At 66.0% G+C, this 17,775-nt stretch carries 12 protein-coding genes, 1 tRNA gene and 1 pseudogene; 9 read left to right on the top strand and 5 right to left on the bottom strand.

The window, feature by feature from the left end; all coding sequences use genetic code 11:
• Window positions 1-2: 2 nt before the first annotated feature.
• Genes thrC through argS form a run of 4 tightly spaced genes read right to left on the bottom strand, consistent with a single transcriptional unit; the run spans window position 3 to window position 5,580 of the window.
• Window positions 3-1,109 (bottom strand): threonine synthase, encoded by a 1,107-nt coding sequence (gene thrC, locus ACIP9X_RS05300; protein WP_400478686.1) that lies wholly within the window; start codon window positions 1,107-1,109, stop codon window positions 3-5.
• Entirely contained in the window at window positions 1,110-2,426 is a 1,317-nt protein-coding gene (locus ACIP9X_RS05305) for a homoserine dehydrogenase (protein WP_400478687.1), read from the bottom strand.
• Window positions 2,427-3,926: a diaminopimelate decarboxylase family protein gene (locus ACIP9X_RS05310; protein ID WP_400478688.1), complete on the bottom strand. Its 1,500-nt coding sequence runs from the start codon at window positions 3,924-3,926 to the stop codon at window positions 2,427-2,429.
• 4 nt (window positions 3,927-3,930) lie between these two features.
• Window positions 3,931-5,580 carry an arginine--tRNA ligase gene (gene argS, locus ACIP9X_RS05315; RefSeq protein ID WP_400478689.1) on the bottom strand — a complete coding sequence of 550 codons (1,650 nt, stop codon included), beginning with the start codon at window positions 5,578-5,580 and terminating at the stop codon, window positions 3,931-3,933.
• Between the two features lie 173 nt (window positions 5,581-5,753).
• Between argS and ACIP9X_RS05320 the strand changes: the two genes are divergently transcribed.
• The 7 genes and pseudogenes from ACIP9X_RS05320 to ACIP9X_RS05350 all read left to right on the top strand — a co-directional run bounded on the left by ACIP9X_RS05320 (window position 5,754) and on the right by ACIP9X_RS05350 (window position 12,163).
• Entirely contained in the window at window positions 5,754-6,218 is a 465-nt protein-coding gene (locus ACIP9X_RS05320) for a hypothetical protein (protein WP_400478690.1), read from the top strand.
• Window positions 6,219-6,278: 60 nt separating this feature from the next.
• Window positions 6,279-7,151: an FAD:protein FMN transferase gene (locus tag ACIP9X_RS05325; RefSeq protein WP_400478691.1), complete on the top strand. Its 873-nt coding sequence runs from the start codon at window positions 6,279-6,281 to the stop codon at window positions 7,149-7,151.
• Window positions 7,148-8,710, top strand: a complete 1,563-nt coding sequence (locus ACIP9X_RS05330) for an FAD-dependent oxidoreductase (protein ID WP_400478692.1) — start codon at window positions 7,148-7,150, stop codon at window positions 8,708-8,710. The genes ACIP9X_RS05325 and ACIP9X_RS05330 overlap by 4 nt, the downstream gene beginning before the upstream one ends.
• Before the next feature lie 128 nt (window positions 8,711-8,838).
• Window positions 8,839-8,911 (top strand) — tRNA-Arg (locus ACIP9X_RS05335).
• A gap of 144 nt (window positions 8,912-9,055) precedes the next feature.
• Window positions 9,056-10,099: pseudogene (locus ACIP9X_RS05340) on the top strand (M4 family metallopeptidase).
• Between the two features lie 60 nt (window positions 10,100-10,159).
• Window positions 10,160-10,474, top strand: a complete 315-nt coding sequence (locus ACIP9X_RS05345) for a protealysin inhibitor emfourin (protein ID WP_400478693.1) — start codon at window positions 10,160-10,162, stop codon at window positions 10,472-10,474.
• Window positions 10,475-10,621: 147 nt separating this feature from the next.
• Window positions 10,622-12,163: a DUF222 domain-containing protein gene (locus ACIP9X_RS05350; protein ID WP_400478694.1), complete on the top strand. Its 1,542-nt coding sequence runs from the start codon at window positions 10,622-10,624 to the stop codon at window positions 12,161-12,163.
• A 141-nt stretch (window positions 12,164-12,304) separates the two neighbouring features.
• Here ACIP9X_RS05350 and ACIP9X_RS05355 read toward each other — a convergent pair whose 3' ends face one another.
• The gene (locus ACIP9X_RS05355; protein WP_400478695.1) at window positions 12,305-13,273 is read right to left on the bottom strand and encodes a GlxA family transcriptional regulator; all 969 of its coding nucleotides are present in this window, start codon (window positions 13,271-13,273) and stop codon (window positions 12,305-12,307) included.
• Window positions 13,274-13,354: 81 nt separating this feature from the next.
• Here ACIP9X_RS05355 and ACIP9X_RS05360 point away from each other — a divergent pair, with 81 nt between their 5' ends.
• On the top strand, window positions 13,355-13,522 hold the full coding sequence (locus ACIP9X_RS05360) for a hypothetical protein (RefSeq protein ID WP_400478696.1): 168 nt from the start codon (window positions 13,355-13,357) through the stop codon (window positions 13,520-13,522).
• Window positions 13,523-13,759: 237 nt separating this feature from the next.
• Window positions 13,760-17,710 (top strand): ATP-dependent RNA helicase HrpA, encoded by a 3,951-nt coding sequence (hrpA, locus tag ACIP9X_RS05365; protein WP_400478697.1) that lies wholly within the window; start codon window positions 13,760-13,762, stop codon window positions 17,708-17,710.
• Window positions 17,711-17,775 lie beyond the last annotated feature (65 nt).

Here is a 17,775-nt window from a genome sequence, read left to right on the forward strand (position 1 = left end):
GGTTATTTGTCTTCCAGTCCCAGCTCGGCGGCTACCGTGACGACGTCGTTGGAGACCTTGACGGGCTGAACGTCGCTGCCGTCCTCGGTCCGCAGGGCCCACTGGGGATCCTTCAGGCCGTGGCCGGTGACCGTGATGACGATGGTCTTGCCCGAGGGCACTTCACCGGCAGCGTGCTTCTTGAGCAGGCCCGCGACGCCGGCCGCGGAGCCGGGCTCCACGAAGACGCCTTCCTTCGAGGAAAGCCAGCGGTGGGCTGCCAGGATCTCGTCGTCCGTCACGGAATCGATGAAGCCGCCGGACTCGTCGCGGGCGGCGATGGCACCGTCCCACGATGCGGGGTTGCCGATGCGGATGGCGGTGGCGATGGTGTCCGGCTCCGTGATGGGGTGGCCGGCCACGAAGGGCGCGGCTCCCGCGGCCTGGAAGCCCCACATCCTGGGGGTCCGGGTGGAAACTGCAGGCAGTGTCCCGCCCGTTGCGGACTCGAACGGCGCGGAATACTCCTTGTAGCCCTTCCAGTAGGCGGTGATGTTGCCTGCGTTGCCGACCGGCAGCACGTGGATGTCCGGCGCATCGCCCAGGGCGTCGACGATCTCGAACGCGCCGGTCTTCTGCCCCTGGATGCGGGCAGGGTTGACGGAGTTCACGAGGAAGACCGGGTAGGACTCGCCGAGCTTGCGGGCGATGTCCAGGCAGTTGTCGAAGTTGCCGTCCACCTGCAGCAGCGTGGCGCCGTGGGCGATCGCCTGGCTGAGCTTGCCCATGGAGATCTTGCCTTCCGGCACCAGCACTGCGCATTTGAGGCCGGCGGCAGTGGCGTAGGCGGCAGCCGATGCGGAAGTGTTGCCGGTGGAGGCGCAGACCACGGCCCTGGCCCCGGATTCCACGGCTGCCGTCATGGCCATGGTCATGCCCCGGTCCTTGAAGGATCCCGTGGGGTTCATGCCTTCGACCTTGAGGTATACCTCGGAGCCGGTGAGCTCCGACAGCTTCTGCGCGTGAACCAGCGGCGTGCCGCCCTCACCGAGGGTGATGACCTTGGTCTTTTCGGTGACGGGCAAACGGTCAGCGTATTCGCGGATGACCCCGCGCCATTGGTGAGCCACTTAAGCTCCTTCTACCCGCAGTACGGATGTAACGGAATTGATCACGTCGAGGCCCTTGACGGCTTCGACGGTCGCTGCCAGTGCAGCTTCGCTTGCGCGGTGCGTGACGATCCGCAGTTCAGCCGATTCCACGTTGGAGTCGGCATCGCGGTGGATGGTCTGGCGCATGATTTCAATGGAGACGCCGTGCTCGGCGAACAGCTGGGCGATCTTCGCCAGGACGCCGGGCTGGTCCGCGACGTCCAGGCCGATGTAGTAGCTGGTGGTCGCAGCGGAGATCGGGAGCGCCGGGACGTGGCCGGTGGTGGACTCGATGCGTCCGGGTCCGCCCAGGACAATGCGGCGGGCGGCCGAGACGAGGTCACCCAGCACGGCGGAGGCGGTGGGGGTTCCGCCGGCGCCCTGGCCGTAGAACATCAGTTCGCCGGCGTTCTCGGCCTCGACGAAGACAGCGTTGAAGGCGCCGCGGACAGCAGCCAGCGGGTGTTCCCGCGGAAGGAGCGTGGGGTGCACGCGGACGGACACGCCGTCGCCGCCGTCGGCATCCGTCAGCTGTTCAGCGATGGCGAGCAGCTTGATGACGAAGCCGGCCTCTTTGGCTGCGGCGATGTCAGCAGCGGTGACACCGGTGATGCCCTCGCAGTAGACGTTCGCCAGGTCGAACCGCGTGTGGAAGGACAGCGAGGCGAGGATGGCAGCCTTGGCCGCGGCGTCGAGCCCTTCGACGTCGGCGGTGGGGTCCGCCTCGGCGTAGCCGAGCCGCTGGGCCTCGGCAAGGGCGTCAGCGAACTGGGCGCCGGTGCTGTCCATCTGGTCAAGGATGAAGTTGGTGGTGCCGTTGACGATTCCCAGCACCCGGGTGATGCGGTCACCGGACAGGCTGTCGCGGATGGGGCGCAAGATCGGAATGGCTCCCGCTACGGCGGCTTCGTAGGACAGTTCGACGCCGGCCTTGTCCGCCTCTTCGTAGAGGGTGGGGCCGTCGGCGGCGAGCAGTGCCTTGTTGCCTGTGACGACGCTCGCGCCGCTCTGGATGGCTGCGAGGATCAGCGAACGGGCCGGCTCGAGTCCGCCCATCAGTTCGATGACGAGGTCGGCGTCCTTGACCAGTGTTTCGGCATCCGTGGTGAACAGTTCGCGCGGCAGGTCCACCTCACGCTCGGCGTCAAGGTTGCGCACGGCGATGCCCGTGAGCTGCAGGTGGGCACCGGTGCGCGGAGCCAGGGTGTCAGCGTCGTCCATGAGAATCCGCGCTACCTGGGCCCCGACGTTGCCACAGCCCAGCAGGGCTACTTTCAGGGTTCGCAATTCTGTCATTCAGACTCCCATGTCGCGGTTCAGCAAATCTTCTTCAGTTTCCCCGCGGACAATCAGCCGGGGAGATCCGTCGCGCACCGCGACAACGCCCGGCCGGGCCAGATAGTTGTAGTTGCTTGACAGGGCCCAGCAGTAGGCGCCGGTACCCGGTACAGCGAGCAGATCACCGGCTGCCACGTCCTCGGGCAGATATACATCTCTAACAACTATGTCGCCGCTCTCGCAATGTTTGCCCACTACGCGGGACAGCTGCGGCGCGGCTTCGGAGATTCGAGAGGCGAGAATGGCGGAATAATCCGCGTCGTAGAGCACCGGACGGGCGTTGTCGCTCATGCCGCCGTCCACCGACACATAGCGCCGGGAATGCGTAACGTTTTCGCCGCCCGTTTCTGCTTCTTCCCCTGTTTCAGCGCCGCCGGCGGACGGAGCGTCCACGCGGACAGTCTTCCGCGTGCCCACCTCGTAGAGCGTGAACGTGCTGCTGCCGACAATCGCCCGCCCCGGTTCGATAGAGATCCGTGGCGCGGAAATGCCGAGTTCGGCACACTTTGAACGCACGACGGCGGCCATTGCCTGCGCGATCTCGGCCGGCGGGCGGGGGGTGTCCACCAGCGTGTACGCGATGCCGTACCCGCCGCCGAGGTCGAGTTCGGGAAGGCGGATCGAGTATTTCGTCTGCATCTCGGCCAGGAAGCCCAGAAGCTTCACAGCGGCGAGGGCGAAGCCGTCGGGTTCGAAGATCTGTGAGCCGATGTGGCAGTGCAGGCCAAGCAGTTCGATGCTGGCATAGCTCGTGGCGGCGGCAACAGCTTCCTCGGCAGCCGAAAGTCCGGCCTGGTCCGTGGAGTCTCCGGCCATGGAGAGTCCGAACTTCTGGTCTTCATGGGCCGTAGCGATAAATTCGTGCGTATGGGCATGCACGCCCGGCGTCAGGCGCAGCATCACCTTGGCCACTTCGCCGCGAGCAGATGCGATTTTGGCCACACGCTCCAGCTCGTCCAGGCTGTCCACCACGATCCGGCCGAGCTTCATGTCGAGCGCGCGGCTGATCTCGGCGTCGGATTTGTTGTTGCCGTGCAGGCTGAGGTCGCCGCCGTCGATGCCCGCCCGGGCAGCCACCGCAAGTTCACCGCCGGAGCAGGTGTCCAAACGCAGGCCCTCTTCGGCCACCCAGCTGGCCACAGCCGTGCAGAGGAAGGACTTGCCGGCATAGTAGACGTCCACTCCCCCGCAGATGTCGGCAAAAGCCTCATCGAAGGCATCCTTGAAGGAGCGCGCACGGGCCCGGAAATCGGTCTCGCTCATCACGAACAAGGGCGTGCCGAACTGTTCCTTCAGCTCGCTGACGGAAATGCCGTCCAGGGCCAGCTGGCCGTCGGAGTTCCGATCAACGCCCCCGGCCCACAGGGAACTATGGAGCGCGTTCACGTCCTCGGGTACGGCGAGCCATTCCGGCGCGAGCGGGGAAGCATTTGCGGTCATGGGTGCATCTGCGGTCATTGGGTCACATCCGTTCCGGCGCCGATACGCCGAGCAGGTCCAGTCCGTTGGCGAGCACCTGGCTTGTGGCGTCGTTCAGCCACAGGCGGGTGCGGTTGAGGTCGGTGACCGCTTCCTCGCCCAGCGGGGCGATGCGGCAAGCGTCATACCAGCGGTGGTAGGCCCCGGCAATGACCTCGAGGTGGCGGGCCACCCGGTGGGGTTCCCGCAGCTCCGCAGCCTTGGCCACGATGGAGGGGTAGCTGCCCAGGTGGGACAGCAGCTCATTCTCGGTTGCGTGGTGCAGCAGCGAGGCGTCGAAGGCGCTGCGGTCCACACCGGCCGCCACGGCATTGCGCGCCGCGCCCCGGGACCGGGCATGGGCGTACTGCACGTAGAACACCGGGTTTTCGTTGCTGTGCTTCTTGAGCAGCTCGGGGTCCAGCGTGAGCGGGGAATCCGCGGGGAACCGCGCCAGGGAGTACCGCACGGCGTCCTTGCCGAGCCAGGAGATCAGGTCCTTGAGCTCAATGATGTTGCCGGCACGCTTGGACAGCTTGGCACCGTTGACCGAGACGAGCTGGCCGATCAGCACCTCGATGTTGACCTCGGGATCATCGCCGGCGGCGGCTGCTATGGCCTTGAGCCGGTTGATGTAACCGTGGTGGTCGGCGCCCAGCAGGTAAATCTTTTCCGTGTAGCCGCGGTCCTTCTTGGACAGGTAGTAGGCAGCGTCGGCGGCGAAGTACGTGGGCTCGCCGTTCGCGCGGATCATCACGCGGTCCTTGTCGTCGCCAAAGTCGGTGGTCCGGAGCCAGACGGCGCCGCCGTCGTCGAACACGTGCCCCTGTTCGCGCAGGCGGGCGACGGCACTCTCGATGGCACCGGCGTCGTGCAGTTCCTGTTCGGAGAAGAACACGTCGAAGGAAACGCCGAAGTCCGCGAGGGTGTCCTTAATGTCCTTCATCTGCGCCTCGTATGCCGCTGCCCGGATGACGGGAAGCGCCGCCACATCGGTGAGCTCGCGGATGTCCGGGTGCTGGGTCAGCACGTCGTGGCCGAGGTCGCGGATGTACTCGCCCGGGTAGCCGCCTTCGGGCACGTCGCGTCCATGCAGGCGGGCCAGCACGGAATGGGCAAACACGTTCATCTGCGAGCCGGCGTCATTGATGTAGTACTCCGCGGTGACGTCCGCGCCGGAGGCCCGCAGCACGCGCGCGATCGCATCTCCCAGTGCAGCCCAGCGCGTGTGGCCGATGTGGAGCGGCCCCGTGGGATTGGCCGACACGAATTCCATGTTGACCTTGTGGCCGGCGAGCGCCGAGTTGGTGCCGTATTCCGGACCCGCTTCCACGATGGCTTTCGCGAGTGCGCCGGCCGCGGCCGCGTCCACCGTGATGTTCAGGAAGCCCGGGCCCGCGATCTCGACGTCCGCCACACCGTGGATCTCCTTCAGCCGCGCGCTGAGCACGGTGGCGAATTCGCGGGGGTTGGTGCCGGCCTTCTTGGCCAGCTGCAGGGCGATATTCGTTGCCCAGTCACCGTGCTCCCGGCTCTTGGGACGCTCAACCAGGACGGCCTCGGGGACGGCCTCCTCGGACAGGGCGATTTCGCCCGCGGCAACGGCATCTTTCAGGCAGGCGGATATGGCGAGGGAAAGTTCTTCGGGAGTCACATTCCTAGCCTACCGGGGCCCCTGCCCTGTGGCGGAATCTGGGGGGCCCGCGGACCCCCCAGTGGCCGCCCCGCCGTCACAGCTAAAACTAGGGACATTCACAGTTTGAACCTTTAACCTGTTGCTGACGTCGTCATCCCCGGTAAGTGCCCGTACTAACGAAACGAGACACCGTGCAGCCCTCAATCCGCAAAACTGTATTCGCCGGGATCGCCGGCCTGTCCCTCGCCGGTACCGTGGCCGGCTGCGCGCCTTCGGCCCAGCAGCCCGCAGCCCAGGAAGCCCCTTCCACTGCCTCGGAGACCGCAGCACCCGGTTCATCTGCGCTCGCATCGTCCGGCGCCGGCTACAAGGACGGTACCTACACCGCGGAAGGCAATTACAAGTCCCCTAACGGCACGGAAACTGTGGGCGTGCAGCTCACGCTTGCCAATGGCACCGTCTCAGCCGTGGAGGTCACCCCGCATCCGTCCAACCCGAACACGAAGAAGTTCCAGGGGCAGTTCGCCGGCGGGATTGCGGAACAGATCGTCGGCAAGAGCCTCGACGAAATCAAGGTTTCCAAGGTTGCCGGTTCGTCCCTGACCAGCGGCGGCTTCAACCAGGCTGTTGAAGACATCAAGACCCAGGCAGCGTAGGCAGGCGCGGCATGGACTCGCCGGCGGACCGCAACCAACGATGCTGCCAAAGGAGAGCCCATGCCGCACCCGGGCTGGCATGACTTCCGCTTTGACGGGATAGGCACGGCGTGGGAAATCTCCACGCGCGCGCCGCTGGATTCCGCGCAGCGCCACAGCGTGCTGGCCGAGGTGGAGCGGTACGACGCAACGTGGTCGCGGTTCCGCCGTGATTCCCTGGTCAGCCAGATGTCGGCGCGCGCGGGGCAGCACGAGCTGCCCGCCGAATCCGAGGCCCTCGCAGACCTCTACCGCGAGCTGTACACCCTCAGCGGCGGGGCCATGACGCCGCTGATCGGCGAAAGCCTGGAACAGCTGGGCTACGACGCGGGCTACTCGCTGCTGCCGCGCGGCGCCGCGGCAGCGCCGCCCGCCTGGGACGATGTCCTGGAATGGCGGGGAACCTCGGTCACCACCACGGCGCCCGTGGTGCTCGACGTCGGCGCTGCAGGGAAGGGCCAGCTCGTGGACCTGCTGGCTGGCGTGCTGCGCGGCCAGGGCGTCACCGACTTCTTCATCGACGCCAGCGGCGACCTCCTGAACGGCGGACAGTCGCCTGTGACGGTGGCACTGGAACACCCCTATGACTCCAGGCGTGCGATCGGAACCATCCCCCTGGGAGCGGGTGCACTGTGTGCCTCAGCTTCGAACCGGCGGGCTTGGGGTGACGGACTGCACCACGTCCTGGACGGGACTACCGGCAGGCCGGTAACCACAGTGGTTGCGACGTGGGCGAAGGCAAAGACGGCCCTGGAGGCGGATGCCCTCGCCACCGCGCTGTTCGTCGTCCCCGCCGCGGAGCTGGAGTCCCGCTTCCGGTTCTCGTGGCTTAAGGTTCTTTCCAACGGCAGTGCGGAATACTCCGCGGAATTCGAAGGGGCGCTGTTTACATGAGTTCCACCACCACAAGACCGCGGACCCCGCCCGCCACCGCGCTGGATGCCTTCCTCGGACGGTTCACCATGTACCGGCTGGTGTTCCTGGTCCTCGCCGTGCTGGCCGCCTACAGTCTCGTGCTCGATGTCCTGGGGTGGCTGACGTTCGGCATCGGCAACCTGGCAGCCCACCTCGCGCTCTGCCTGGGGCTGACTTACGCTTCCAACAGGGCAGTCGCGGCAGTGTTTCGGGTCAGGCCGCATTCCGAGTCGTCACTGATCACCGGCCTCCTGCTCTACTTCCTGTTCTGGCCCACCGAGCTCGGGCCTTCTTTCGCGCCCGCCGATCTCGCCGGCGTGGTTCTGGCCTGTGTCCTTGCATCGGCGTCCAAATACATCCTGGCCTGGCGGGGACGCCACGTCTTCAACCCCGCGGCTGCGGGAGCCTTTATCGTTGGCCTGACCGGACTGAACATCGCCACGTGGTGGGCCGGTACCCCCGCCATGCTGTTGCTGCTGGTACCCGGAGTGCTGGGCGTGTTGTACCGGACCAGGAAAATGCTCATGGCCTCGGTGTTCACCGTGGTGGCCACGTCCATTGCCGCCGGCACCACCCTGCTCGAACCGGGAGTGGACCTGGCCCCAGCGGTGTGGCAGCCGCTGGCACAGAGCCCCGTGCTCTTCTTCGCCGGGTTCATGCTCACCGAACCGTTGACGCTGCCCCCGCGGCGCTGGCAGCAGCTGGTGCTGGCCGCCGTCGTCGGAATTCTCTTTGCAACGCCCTTCAACTTCGGCTTGGTGGCGAACTCGCCGGAGCTGGCCCTGCTGGCCGGCAACCTGCTGGCTTTCCTGGCCGGCCAGCGCGGCAGCGTGCGGCTTCTCTTCAGCCATTCGCGCAGGCTGACGCCCACGGCCACGGAATTCGTCTTCCGGCCGCGCCGCCCTCTTCGGCATGAGCCTGGCCAATACGTGGAGCTGGATCTCCCGCACGAGAAATCCGACGGCAAGGGCAGGCGCCGGGTGTTCAGCCTGACCAATTCCCCGGATGCGGAGCACGTAAAGATCGGCGTCGGCATTGCCGGTCCCGTTTCCGCCGCCAAACGCCAGCTCCTGGCCCTCAAGCCCGGAGAGGAACTCACGGCAACCACGGTGGCCGGCGACTTCGTCCTGCCCAAAGGATCGAATGAGCCGGTGTTGCTCATCGCTGCAGGCATCGGCATTACGCCCTACCTCGCGCACCTTTCCAGCGGGTTGGCGGACCAGCGGGATACGGCCCTGCTCTATCTGGCCAGGAACGCCGCGGAGCTCGCGTACGCGGACGAGCTGGAAAACTCCGGCGCGCGGATCATCGCGCGGCTGGCAGACGGATCCACCCCGCCGGAGTTCATGGAGGATGCCGGAGCCCACCTTGAACCGGGCGCCCGGCTGGACGGCCACACCCTGAAGCTCCTGGTCCCGGACATTGCCGGACGCAGGGTGTTCATCTCAGGCTCCCCTGGCAGCGTGGGATCGCTCAAGCGTGCCGTGCGGCAGGCGGGAGCACGGCGGATTCAAGTGGACTCATTCGCGGGGTACTGAGCAGGGTGCCGGGCTGGGCACGGAGCCGCTGCTGAAACCGTGCAGGCTGCGGGCGCCGATTTTCCATTAGGGCCCACCTTCCTGCTAAGCTCTAGGACGTCCAGCCGGTAACGGCAGGATCCTTGGATGCCCTCGTAGCTCAGGGGATAGAGCGTCTGCCTCCGGAGCAGAAGGCCGTAGGTTCGAATCCTATCGAGGGCACAGAAGAACCCCGTCGTTTCAGCGAAACGGCGGGGTTTTCTGCTTGCTCCGGACAGCGCCTGTGCCTTCTGAACAGTGCCCCTCTGAACAGTGCCGCCGTGCGCCTGAGGGAGAATGTCGGTGGGCGCTCGTAGGCTGATTTCCATGATCTGTTCCATCATCCCCCCATACATGCTCAAGCGACTGGCCGCACAGGATGCGCCCCGGTTCTCCGCTGTCCGCAGGGCCGCGAAAGAGGCACTGCTGCATGTAAAGACCGTGCAGGCGGCGAGGACGGCTCCCGCTCCCGAGGTGCCGCGGGGTTTGCGGCAACTGCAGCCTGCACCTGCGAACAGGTCCGTGTTCGACGCCAAGGGCGGTGAATCCCTTCCCGGCGTGCTCGTCCGGAAGGAAGGCGAGGCCCCGGTCGGTGACCCCGCTGCCGACGAGGCTTACGACGGCCTGGGCCACACCCACAGCCTGTACGCCGACGTTTTTGGCCGGAACTCCATTGACGGACAGGGAATGCCGCTCAATGCCACCGTCCACTTCGGCAGGCTGTATGACAACGCTTTCTGGGACGGCCATCAGATGGTGTTCGGTGACGGCGACGGCGAGATTTTTGAACGGTTCACCCGTTCCCTCAGCGTGATCGGCCACGAGCTGGCCCACGGTGTGACGCAATTTTCGGCCGGCCTCGCCTAGCGTAACCAGGCCGGGGCCATCAACGAGTCGTTCTCGGACGTCTTCGGTGCCCTGGTGGAGCAGTACCACCGCAAGCAGTCGACGGCCGAGGCCAGCTGGCTCATCGGTGAAGGCCTCTTCACACCCCAGGTTGAAGGCTCGGCGCTCCGCTCGATGAAGGCGCCCGGAACTGCGTACGACGACGACGTGCTGGGCAAGGACCCGCAGCCGGACTCAATGGACTCCTACGTCCGTACAAGTGCGGATAACGGCGGCGTCCACATTAATTCCGGCATTCCCAACCGGGCCTTCTGCCTGGTCGCCCAATCGATCGGCGGCAACGCATGGGAGGCACCGGGCCAGATTTGGTACGAGACGCTGACCGGAGGTTCCCTGCCGCCGACTGCCACCTTCAGCGTCTTCGCCAGGGCCACGGCAGCCTCCGCGAAGGAACTGTTCGGGGCGGACTCCGCAGAGCATGACGCCGTGCGCCAGGCGTGGGAAACTGTGAAAGTAAAGCTCTGACCTTCCGCCGGCCCGCATCCTCCGCGCGTCCGGCAGCCCAAGGACCACCAGGACCCTGCCATGAAAATCACAGTTGAGCGCAGCGGCGGGTTCGCTGCGCTGACGCGCACCTGGACAGTTCAAGCCACCACAGACAGCGACAAGAGCCGCTGGAGGCCCATCGTCGAAGCCTGCCCGTGGGACGCCGTCTCTGACTCCCGGCGCGTGGCGGACGGACAGCCGGACCGGTTCATGTATTCCATACGGGCGGGCCAGCACCGTGCCACCCTGCCTGAAAGAGCAGTGACCGGTCCGTGGCGCGTCCTCGTGGACAGGACCCGGGCCGCCGCAGAGGAAGAGTCCCACAACGGGGCCGGCTCCGGCAGTCCTAGTTAGGGCTTGAACCCTTACTGCTCCGTTGAGTGATGGCCGCGTAGCAGTAGAAGCCTGATTGGTCGCGGGATGAGCACCTACACGTGATTGAACGTGGAGGTGTTCCCCTGGCGGCCATTTTTTGTCGGTGGTCACTGGCATGCTGTGGGTATGGATGACAGCGCGGTTGCGGAGACGTTGAAGGGCATTGAGTCCTCCGTCGCGGCGTTGGCTGTTGTTCTCCGCCCCGCTGGTTTTGTTGGCAGCGCCGACGACGGGGCCAGCGACGGAGACGATGCGGCTCCGCGGGATGCTGATCCCCTGAGCGGTGCTGACGCTCTTTCGGACCAGGATCCTTTGCGGGATCAGGCGGACGCGTATCTGGACGGTCTGACCGGGGTGGCCGGGATGGAAGCCCGGCTGGCCGCGTTGAAGGTTCAGCTCATCGCCGCGTACGCCGCCGCTGCCGAGGCCCTGGCAGGGCAGGCTCGTTCTGCGCAGGAGCGCACCGCCCGGGAGATGGCGGTGACCGCCGAGGTCGCCGGTGTGCTGACGGTGAGTGAACGCACCGCGGGGGCGCTGCTGTCCGACGCCCGCACCCTGACCACCGGGCGGCCGCTGGCGCTGGCCGCGCTGGGATCCGGGACTCTTTCCTGGCCGCACGCACGGATCCTGTGCGATGAAACAGCCAACCTGGAACCGGCCGCCGCGGCGGCCCTGGAAGCCCACTTCCTGGATCCGGACGCGCCCGGTGCCGCCCGCGGCTGCCCGGCCGGGGACCTGGTGCCGGGCAGGTTCCGCGCCAAGGTACGCGCCTGGCGGGAACGGCACCACCCGGTCAGCATCGAAACCCGGCACCGCAGAAGCGCCGCGGACCGCCGGGTGGAGTACACCCCGGACCGGGACGGGATGGCCTGGTTATCGGCGTACCTGCCCGCCGACACCGCCGCCGCCTTCTGGAACCGGATTACCGACGCCGCCCGCGCCCTGCAGGGTCCAGGCGAGTTAAGGACGTTGACGCAGCTGCGCGCGGACGTCACCGAAGGCTGGCTGCTGGGCGGTGTTGTCGACGGGATCCCGTCCCCTAAGGCGCAGGTGCTGGTCACCGTCCCGGTGTTCTCGCTGATCGGTGCCGGGGAGGAACCGGCCACCCTGGACGGGTACGGCCCGATCCCGGCATCGATGGCACGAAAGCTCGTCGCAGAGGGGGCGACCTCCTTCCTGCGCGTGCTGGTCGATCCGCGCGACGGCGCGCCGCTGGAGATCGGCCGCACCAGCTACCGCCTGACCACCCCGATGCACCAATGGCTGCGGCTCCGCGACGCGCGCTGCACGTTCCCCGCCTGCAACAACCCGTCCCTCGACAACGAAGCAGACCACCTCCTGGCCTGGTCCGACGGCGGGACCACCGGAATCAGCAACCTCGGCCAGGCATGCCCCCGCCACCACCGCCTCAAACACCGCAGTCCCTGGAGGCCGGTCGCCGCGAACCATGACAGCCCGCCCGGCTGGATCTCACCCACGGGACGGTCCTACCCCAGTGAACAACAGGACTGGGAACCGCCCCACTGGCCAGAGAATCTAGAGCCAGCCAGCCTCGAGGAACCAGATAGCATCGAGGAACCAGACAGCCTCAAGGAACCAGACAGCAAAGAGTGGCTGGACAGCGAGGAACCGGACTGGCCGGCCACCTTCGAGTGCCTTGACCCGTAACCGCCACTAATTCCAGTGTCCGTGCATCCCTTGCCATCAGAGCCACTACCTGAGGATCCACTGTCTGAGGAGCCATTGCCTGTGGATCCATTCCCCGACTGGGTACGATGCACCGCCGCCTAGAGAGTCAGCGTGCGGTCCCTAGCTGACCGGTGAGAGCTGACCGCGGAAAGCCCTGCGGTACGACTGCGGGCTGGTATCCAGTACCTTCGCGAAGTGATGGCGCAGCAGCACCGGGTGGCCGAAGCCCGACTGCCGTGCCACTTCGTCGATATTCAAATCAGTCGACTCCAGCAGCTCCTGGGCCCGCAGCACCCGTTGGGAATTGAGCCATGCCGCCGGCGTGGCGCCCGTCTCGGCGCGGAAGCGACGGGCGAAGGTCCTCGGGGACATGTGCACTCTGGCGGCGAGTTCCTGGACAGAGTGCTCCTCGTCCAGATTCTGGACCATCCACTCCAGCAGGTCCTCCATGGGCTGTGAGCCGCACGCGGGCATGGGCCGGTCGATGAACTGCGCCTGGCCGCCGTCGCGGTGCGGAGGCACCACCATGTCCCGGGCTATGGCGGCTGCCACCGCAGCGCCAAGCTCTACGCGGACCAGGTGCAGACAGGCGTCTATGCCTGCCGCCGTTCCGGCGCTGGAAATGATCCGGCCGTCCTGGACGTACAGGACATTTTCATCGACCAAAACCTTGGGGTACTTCGCTGCCAACTCGCCGGAGTAATGCCAGTGGGTGGTGCAGCGGCGCCCGTCCAGGAGCCCGGCCCGGGCCAGTGCAAAAGCGCCGGAGCAGATGGACATGACCCAGGCGCCTCGCCCGTGTGCCACCCGAAGGACGTCAAGGACTTCCTCCGGGACGTCATCCTCCCGGCCGTACGGCGCCATGATCACCAGGTCCGCATCGGCAGCCGCGTCCAGCCCGAGGCTTATCTTCATGCTCAGGCCCGACTTCAGGGGGATGTCCCCCGGCACCGGCGCGCACACTCTGAAATCGAACTCGGGTACCCCGGTGCCGCGGTCGGACCTGTCGATGCCGAACACTTCAAACGCGGTACTGAACTCAAAGATTGAGAAGTTGGGAACGGCTATGACTGCCACTGACTTGAGCATGAATCCAGTATGGCAGAAAATTGTTCTTTATAGTCGTTTCTGCCACTTTTTTCCTTACCTCCCCAGGAGAACCATGGAGCTATGGAAATCTTCGGAATCGCCCTCGTTGTCCTGATCCTCATCTCCGTGGCCGCCACGTTCACTGCCGTTGCACGGGACGGACGCGGACACACACCGCCGGAATATTCGATCCGGGACTGGTCCGCACTGGACCTGCCCAGCAGGAACCACACCACGCGCGCTCTCTAGGATGGGCGGCTGTTCCTCTTGTCCCCCACCCTTTCTCAGCTACCCGCTGGCCACCCACCCGCCTGACCTCAACAACAGCCCAACCGCGAACAAAAGAACCCGGCTCGCCTGAGCCGGGTCCTTCGCTGTGGCGGGGATCAGCCGAGGGCGATGCAGCCATCTACCCCGGAACGTAGACGCCAGGCACAGGCGCTGCTACAGGGAGCAGTCCCGGGCCACAGTAGACTGGTCCCAGCCATGACTTTTCATATCTCCTACCCCGCCGAGCTGCCGGTAGCCGAGCGCCGCGAGGACCTGATGGCCGCCATCGCGGCCAACCAGGTGACCATCATTGCCGGCGAGACCGGCTCCGGAAAAACCACGCAGATCCCTAAGATGTGCCTGGAACTGGGGCTCGGCGACAACGGCCTGATCGGCCACACGCAGCCGCGCCGTTTGGCAGCCCGGACGGTGGCCGAGCGCATTGCCTCCGAGCTTGGCGTGGAGATCGGCCAGGAAGTCGGCTTCCAGGTCCGCTTCACCGGGGAAGTGAGCAAGTCCACCAAGGTCAAGCTTATGACCGACGGCATTCTGCTGGCAGAGATCCAGCGCGACAAGCTGCTCCGCAGGTACAACGCGATCATCATTGACGAGGCCCACGAGCGCAGCCTCAACATCGACTTCATCCTCGGGTACCTCAAACGCATCCTGCCGCAGCGGCCGGACCTGAAGGTGATCATCACCTCCGCCACCATCGATCCGGAGCGCTTCGCGAAGCACTTTGGTGCGGAGGGCGAGCCGGCTCCGATCGTTGAGGTGTCAGGGCGGACCTTTCCGGTGGAAATCCGTTACCGGCCGCTGTCCCAGCCGGCGGGCGGCGCCGCGTCTGCCGGTGATGACGAAGACAACGCCTCCGACGACGAACTCGAGGAGGACCGGGATCCTCTGGACGCGGTGTGCGACGCCGTCGACGAACTCGCCCTCGAAGCGCCCGGTGACATCCTCATCTTCTTCTCCGGCGAGCGGGAAATCCGCGACGCCGCGGACGCCCTGAACGCCCGGATCCAGTCCAACCGGCGGCTGGCCGGCACCGAGGTCCTGCCGCTCTTCGCACGGCTCAGCCTGCAAGAACAGCACCGCGTCTTCAACCCGGGCGGCAAACGACGGATCGTGCTGGCAACCAACGTGGCCGAGACCTCCCTGACCGTGCCGGGCATCAAGTACGTCATCGATACCGGAACCGCACGCATCTCGCGCTATTCACACCGCACGAAAGTCCAACGGCTTCCCATCGAGCGGGTGTCCCAGGCCTCAGCCAACCAGCGCTCGGGACGCTGCGGCCGTGTTTCAGACGGCATCGCCATCCGCCTCTACTCGGAAGAGGACTTCGAGTCCCGGCCGCTGTACACGGATCCGGAGATTCTGCGCACCAATCTTGCGGCGGTCATCCTGCAGATGACGGCCATGGGCGTGGCCCGCGGCCCCAAGGACATCGAGACCTTTCCGTTCGTGGAGCCGCCGGACTCCCGGGCCATCAACGACGGCGTGACCCTCCTCAGGGAGCTGGGCGCCTTGGGCACTCCGCGGGCTGCCGAGGCCGCCGGCAAAGGCGGCGGCCTCAACGGCGGCGGGCTGACCGCCGTCGGACAGAAGCTTGCCCAGCTGCCCGTGGATCCGCGCCTCGGCCGCATGATCGTGGAAGCCGGCAGGCGGGGCTGTGTCCGTGAAGTCATGATCCTGGCGGCGGCGCTCACCATTCAGGACCCTCGCGAACGCCCAACAGACAAGCAGCAGCTGGCCGCGGAAAAGCACGCCCGGTTCCGCGACGAGAATTCAGACTTCACCGGATATCTGAACCTGTGGAACTACATCCACGAAAAGCAGCAGGAGCTCTCCTCCACCCAGTTCCGCCGCCTTTGCAGGAATGAATTCATCAACTACCTGCGTGTCCGTGAATGGCAGGACCTTTTCGCCCAGCTCCGGCAGCTGGCCCGGCCGCTGGGTATCAGCCTGGACAACAAGCGGCAGGCCGACCCCGTGGGGAACCATGAAGGCGTGCACATCAGCCTGCTCTCCGGGCTGCTGAGCCACATCGGCATCCTGGACGAGCGGAAGCGGGAATACGCCGGAGCCCGCGGGACCCGCTTTGCCATCTTCCCCGGGTCGGCGCTGTTCAAGAAGTCCCCCACGTTCGTCATGGCCGCCGAACTCGTGGAAACCAGCCGGCTGTGGGCGCGGGTGGCCGCCAGGTTCGAGCCGACCTGGGCCGAACAGGTGGCGCCGCACCTGATCAAGCGCAGCTACAGCGAGCCGCACTGGTCCAGCAAAATGGGCGCAGTGATGGCCTACGAAAAGGTCACTCTCTACGGCGTGCCGGTCATCGCCCAGCGCCGGATCAACTACGGCAAGGTTGATCCGGTCCTCGCCCGCGAAATGTTCATCCGGCATGCGCTGGTGGAGGGCGAATGGAAGACGCACCACAAGTTCTTCCACCGCAACCGGGCCCTGCTCGAGGAAGTCGAGGAGCTCGAAGCGAGGGTGCGCCGCCGCGGCCTGCTGGTGGACGATGAAACCCTTTTTGAGTTTTACGACGCCCGTGTGGGCAAGGACGTTGTCTCCGAGCGGCACTTCGACAAATGGTGGAAGGAAGCCCGGCAGCAGGAGCCAGCGCTGCTCGACTTTGACCAGTCGCTGCTCCTGAGCGAGGACGCGGAGTCGCTCGACGAGTCCGCGTATCCCAAGACCTGGCTGCACAAGGGTTTCGAGCTGCCGCTGACCTACGAATTCCATCCGGTGGCGCCCGGCTCGCCGCCAAACCCGTCCGACGGCGTCACCGCCGAGGTTCCGGTCCTGTTCCTGAACCAGCTTGAGGACGCCCCTTTCCGCTGGCTGATTCCAGGCCAGCGGGTGGAACTTGTCACTGCGCTGATCAAGTCGCTGCCCAAACAGATCCGGAAAAACTTCGTTCCCGCACCGGACGTCGCCCGGCAGGCCGTGGCAGCGCTGGAGTCCGACTTCGACCCGGCCGAGGACGATCTTGAGTCGTCCCTGGAACTGGTGCTGCGGCGTCTGCGCGGGCACATCATTCCGCCGGGCTCCTGGAACTGGGAAGCTGTTCCGCAGCACCTGCGCATGAGCTTCAAAGTGGTGGACAGCAGGGGCAAAGTGCTGGATGAGGGCAAGGACCTCGAGGCGCTCCAGGAAAGACTTGCCCCTGCCACCCGAAGGGCAATCGCGGAATCGCTGGGCGCGACGCCGGCCACTGCGGCGCCCCGCGCTGCCAAAAAGGGTGCAGGCCCCAAAGCGGTTCCTGAGAACGGGAGCCCGGCATCCCACGGGTTCACAGAACAGTCGGGCCTGACCGAATGGTCTTTTGACACCGTCCAGCGCCAAGTCAGCGTTACGGTCAAGGGCCACACCGTTACCGGCTATCCGGGCCTCGTTGACGAAGGAAAGTCCGTTGCGCTGCGGGTCTTCCAGACGGCGTCGGAGCAGCAGGAGGCCATGCGCGGCGGCGTCATCCGCCTGCTGGCGCTCAGGGTGCCGTCCCCGGACCGCTACGTCCTGGAGCACCTCAACAACACCGAGAAACTGACGTTCAGCCAGAACCCGCACGGATCAGTCTCTGCATTGATCGCCGACTGCGCCCTTGCAGCGATCGACAAGCTCACTCCCGCGGAACTGCCGTGCGACCGCGCATCCTTCGACGCCCTTTACGAGCAGGTGCGCGCAGAACTGATTGACACCGTATTCAGCGTGACGGCCGTGGTGGAGCGGATCCTGGCCAGCACCAGGCGGATCCAGAAACAGCTGAAGGGCACCACGAGCCTTGCGCTCATCAGCGCCCTGAACGACATTCGGAGCCAGCTGGAGCAGCTGGTGTTCCCCGGCTTCGTCGCCAAAACGGGCTACGCGCAGCTCAGCCAACTGCCGCGGTACCTTGCAGCCATCGAGAAGCGCCTCGAGAAACTGCCGGGCAACGTGCAGCGGGACGCCCTCAGCATGGCAGCAGTGCAGCGGCTGGAGGATGAGTACGACGACGCCGTGTCAGCTCTCCTGCCGGGACGCCGTGCCGGTGCTGAACTCACCCAGGTGCGCTGGATGATCGAAGAGCTCCGGGTGAGCCTGTTCGCCGTCGAACTCGGAACCGCGTACTCCGTCTCGGAGAAGCGGATCCGGACCGCCCTGAACAAGGCCCTGGCGGCCTAGCTTGCCCAACTGGGTAGCAGCACAGGGCGTTCCCAAGCCTGGGAACGCCCTGTGCTGCTACCTGG

This window comes from Arthrobacter sp. NPDC093125, assembly GCF_044754225.1.
Lineage (GTDB): Bacteria > Actinomycetota > Actinomycetes > Actinomycetales > Micrococcaceae > Arthrobacter.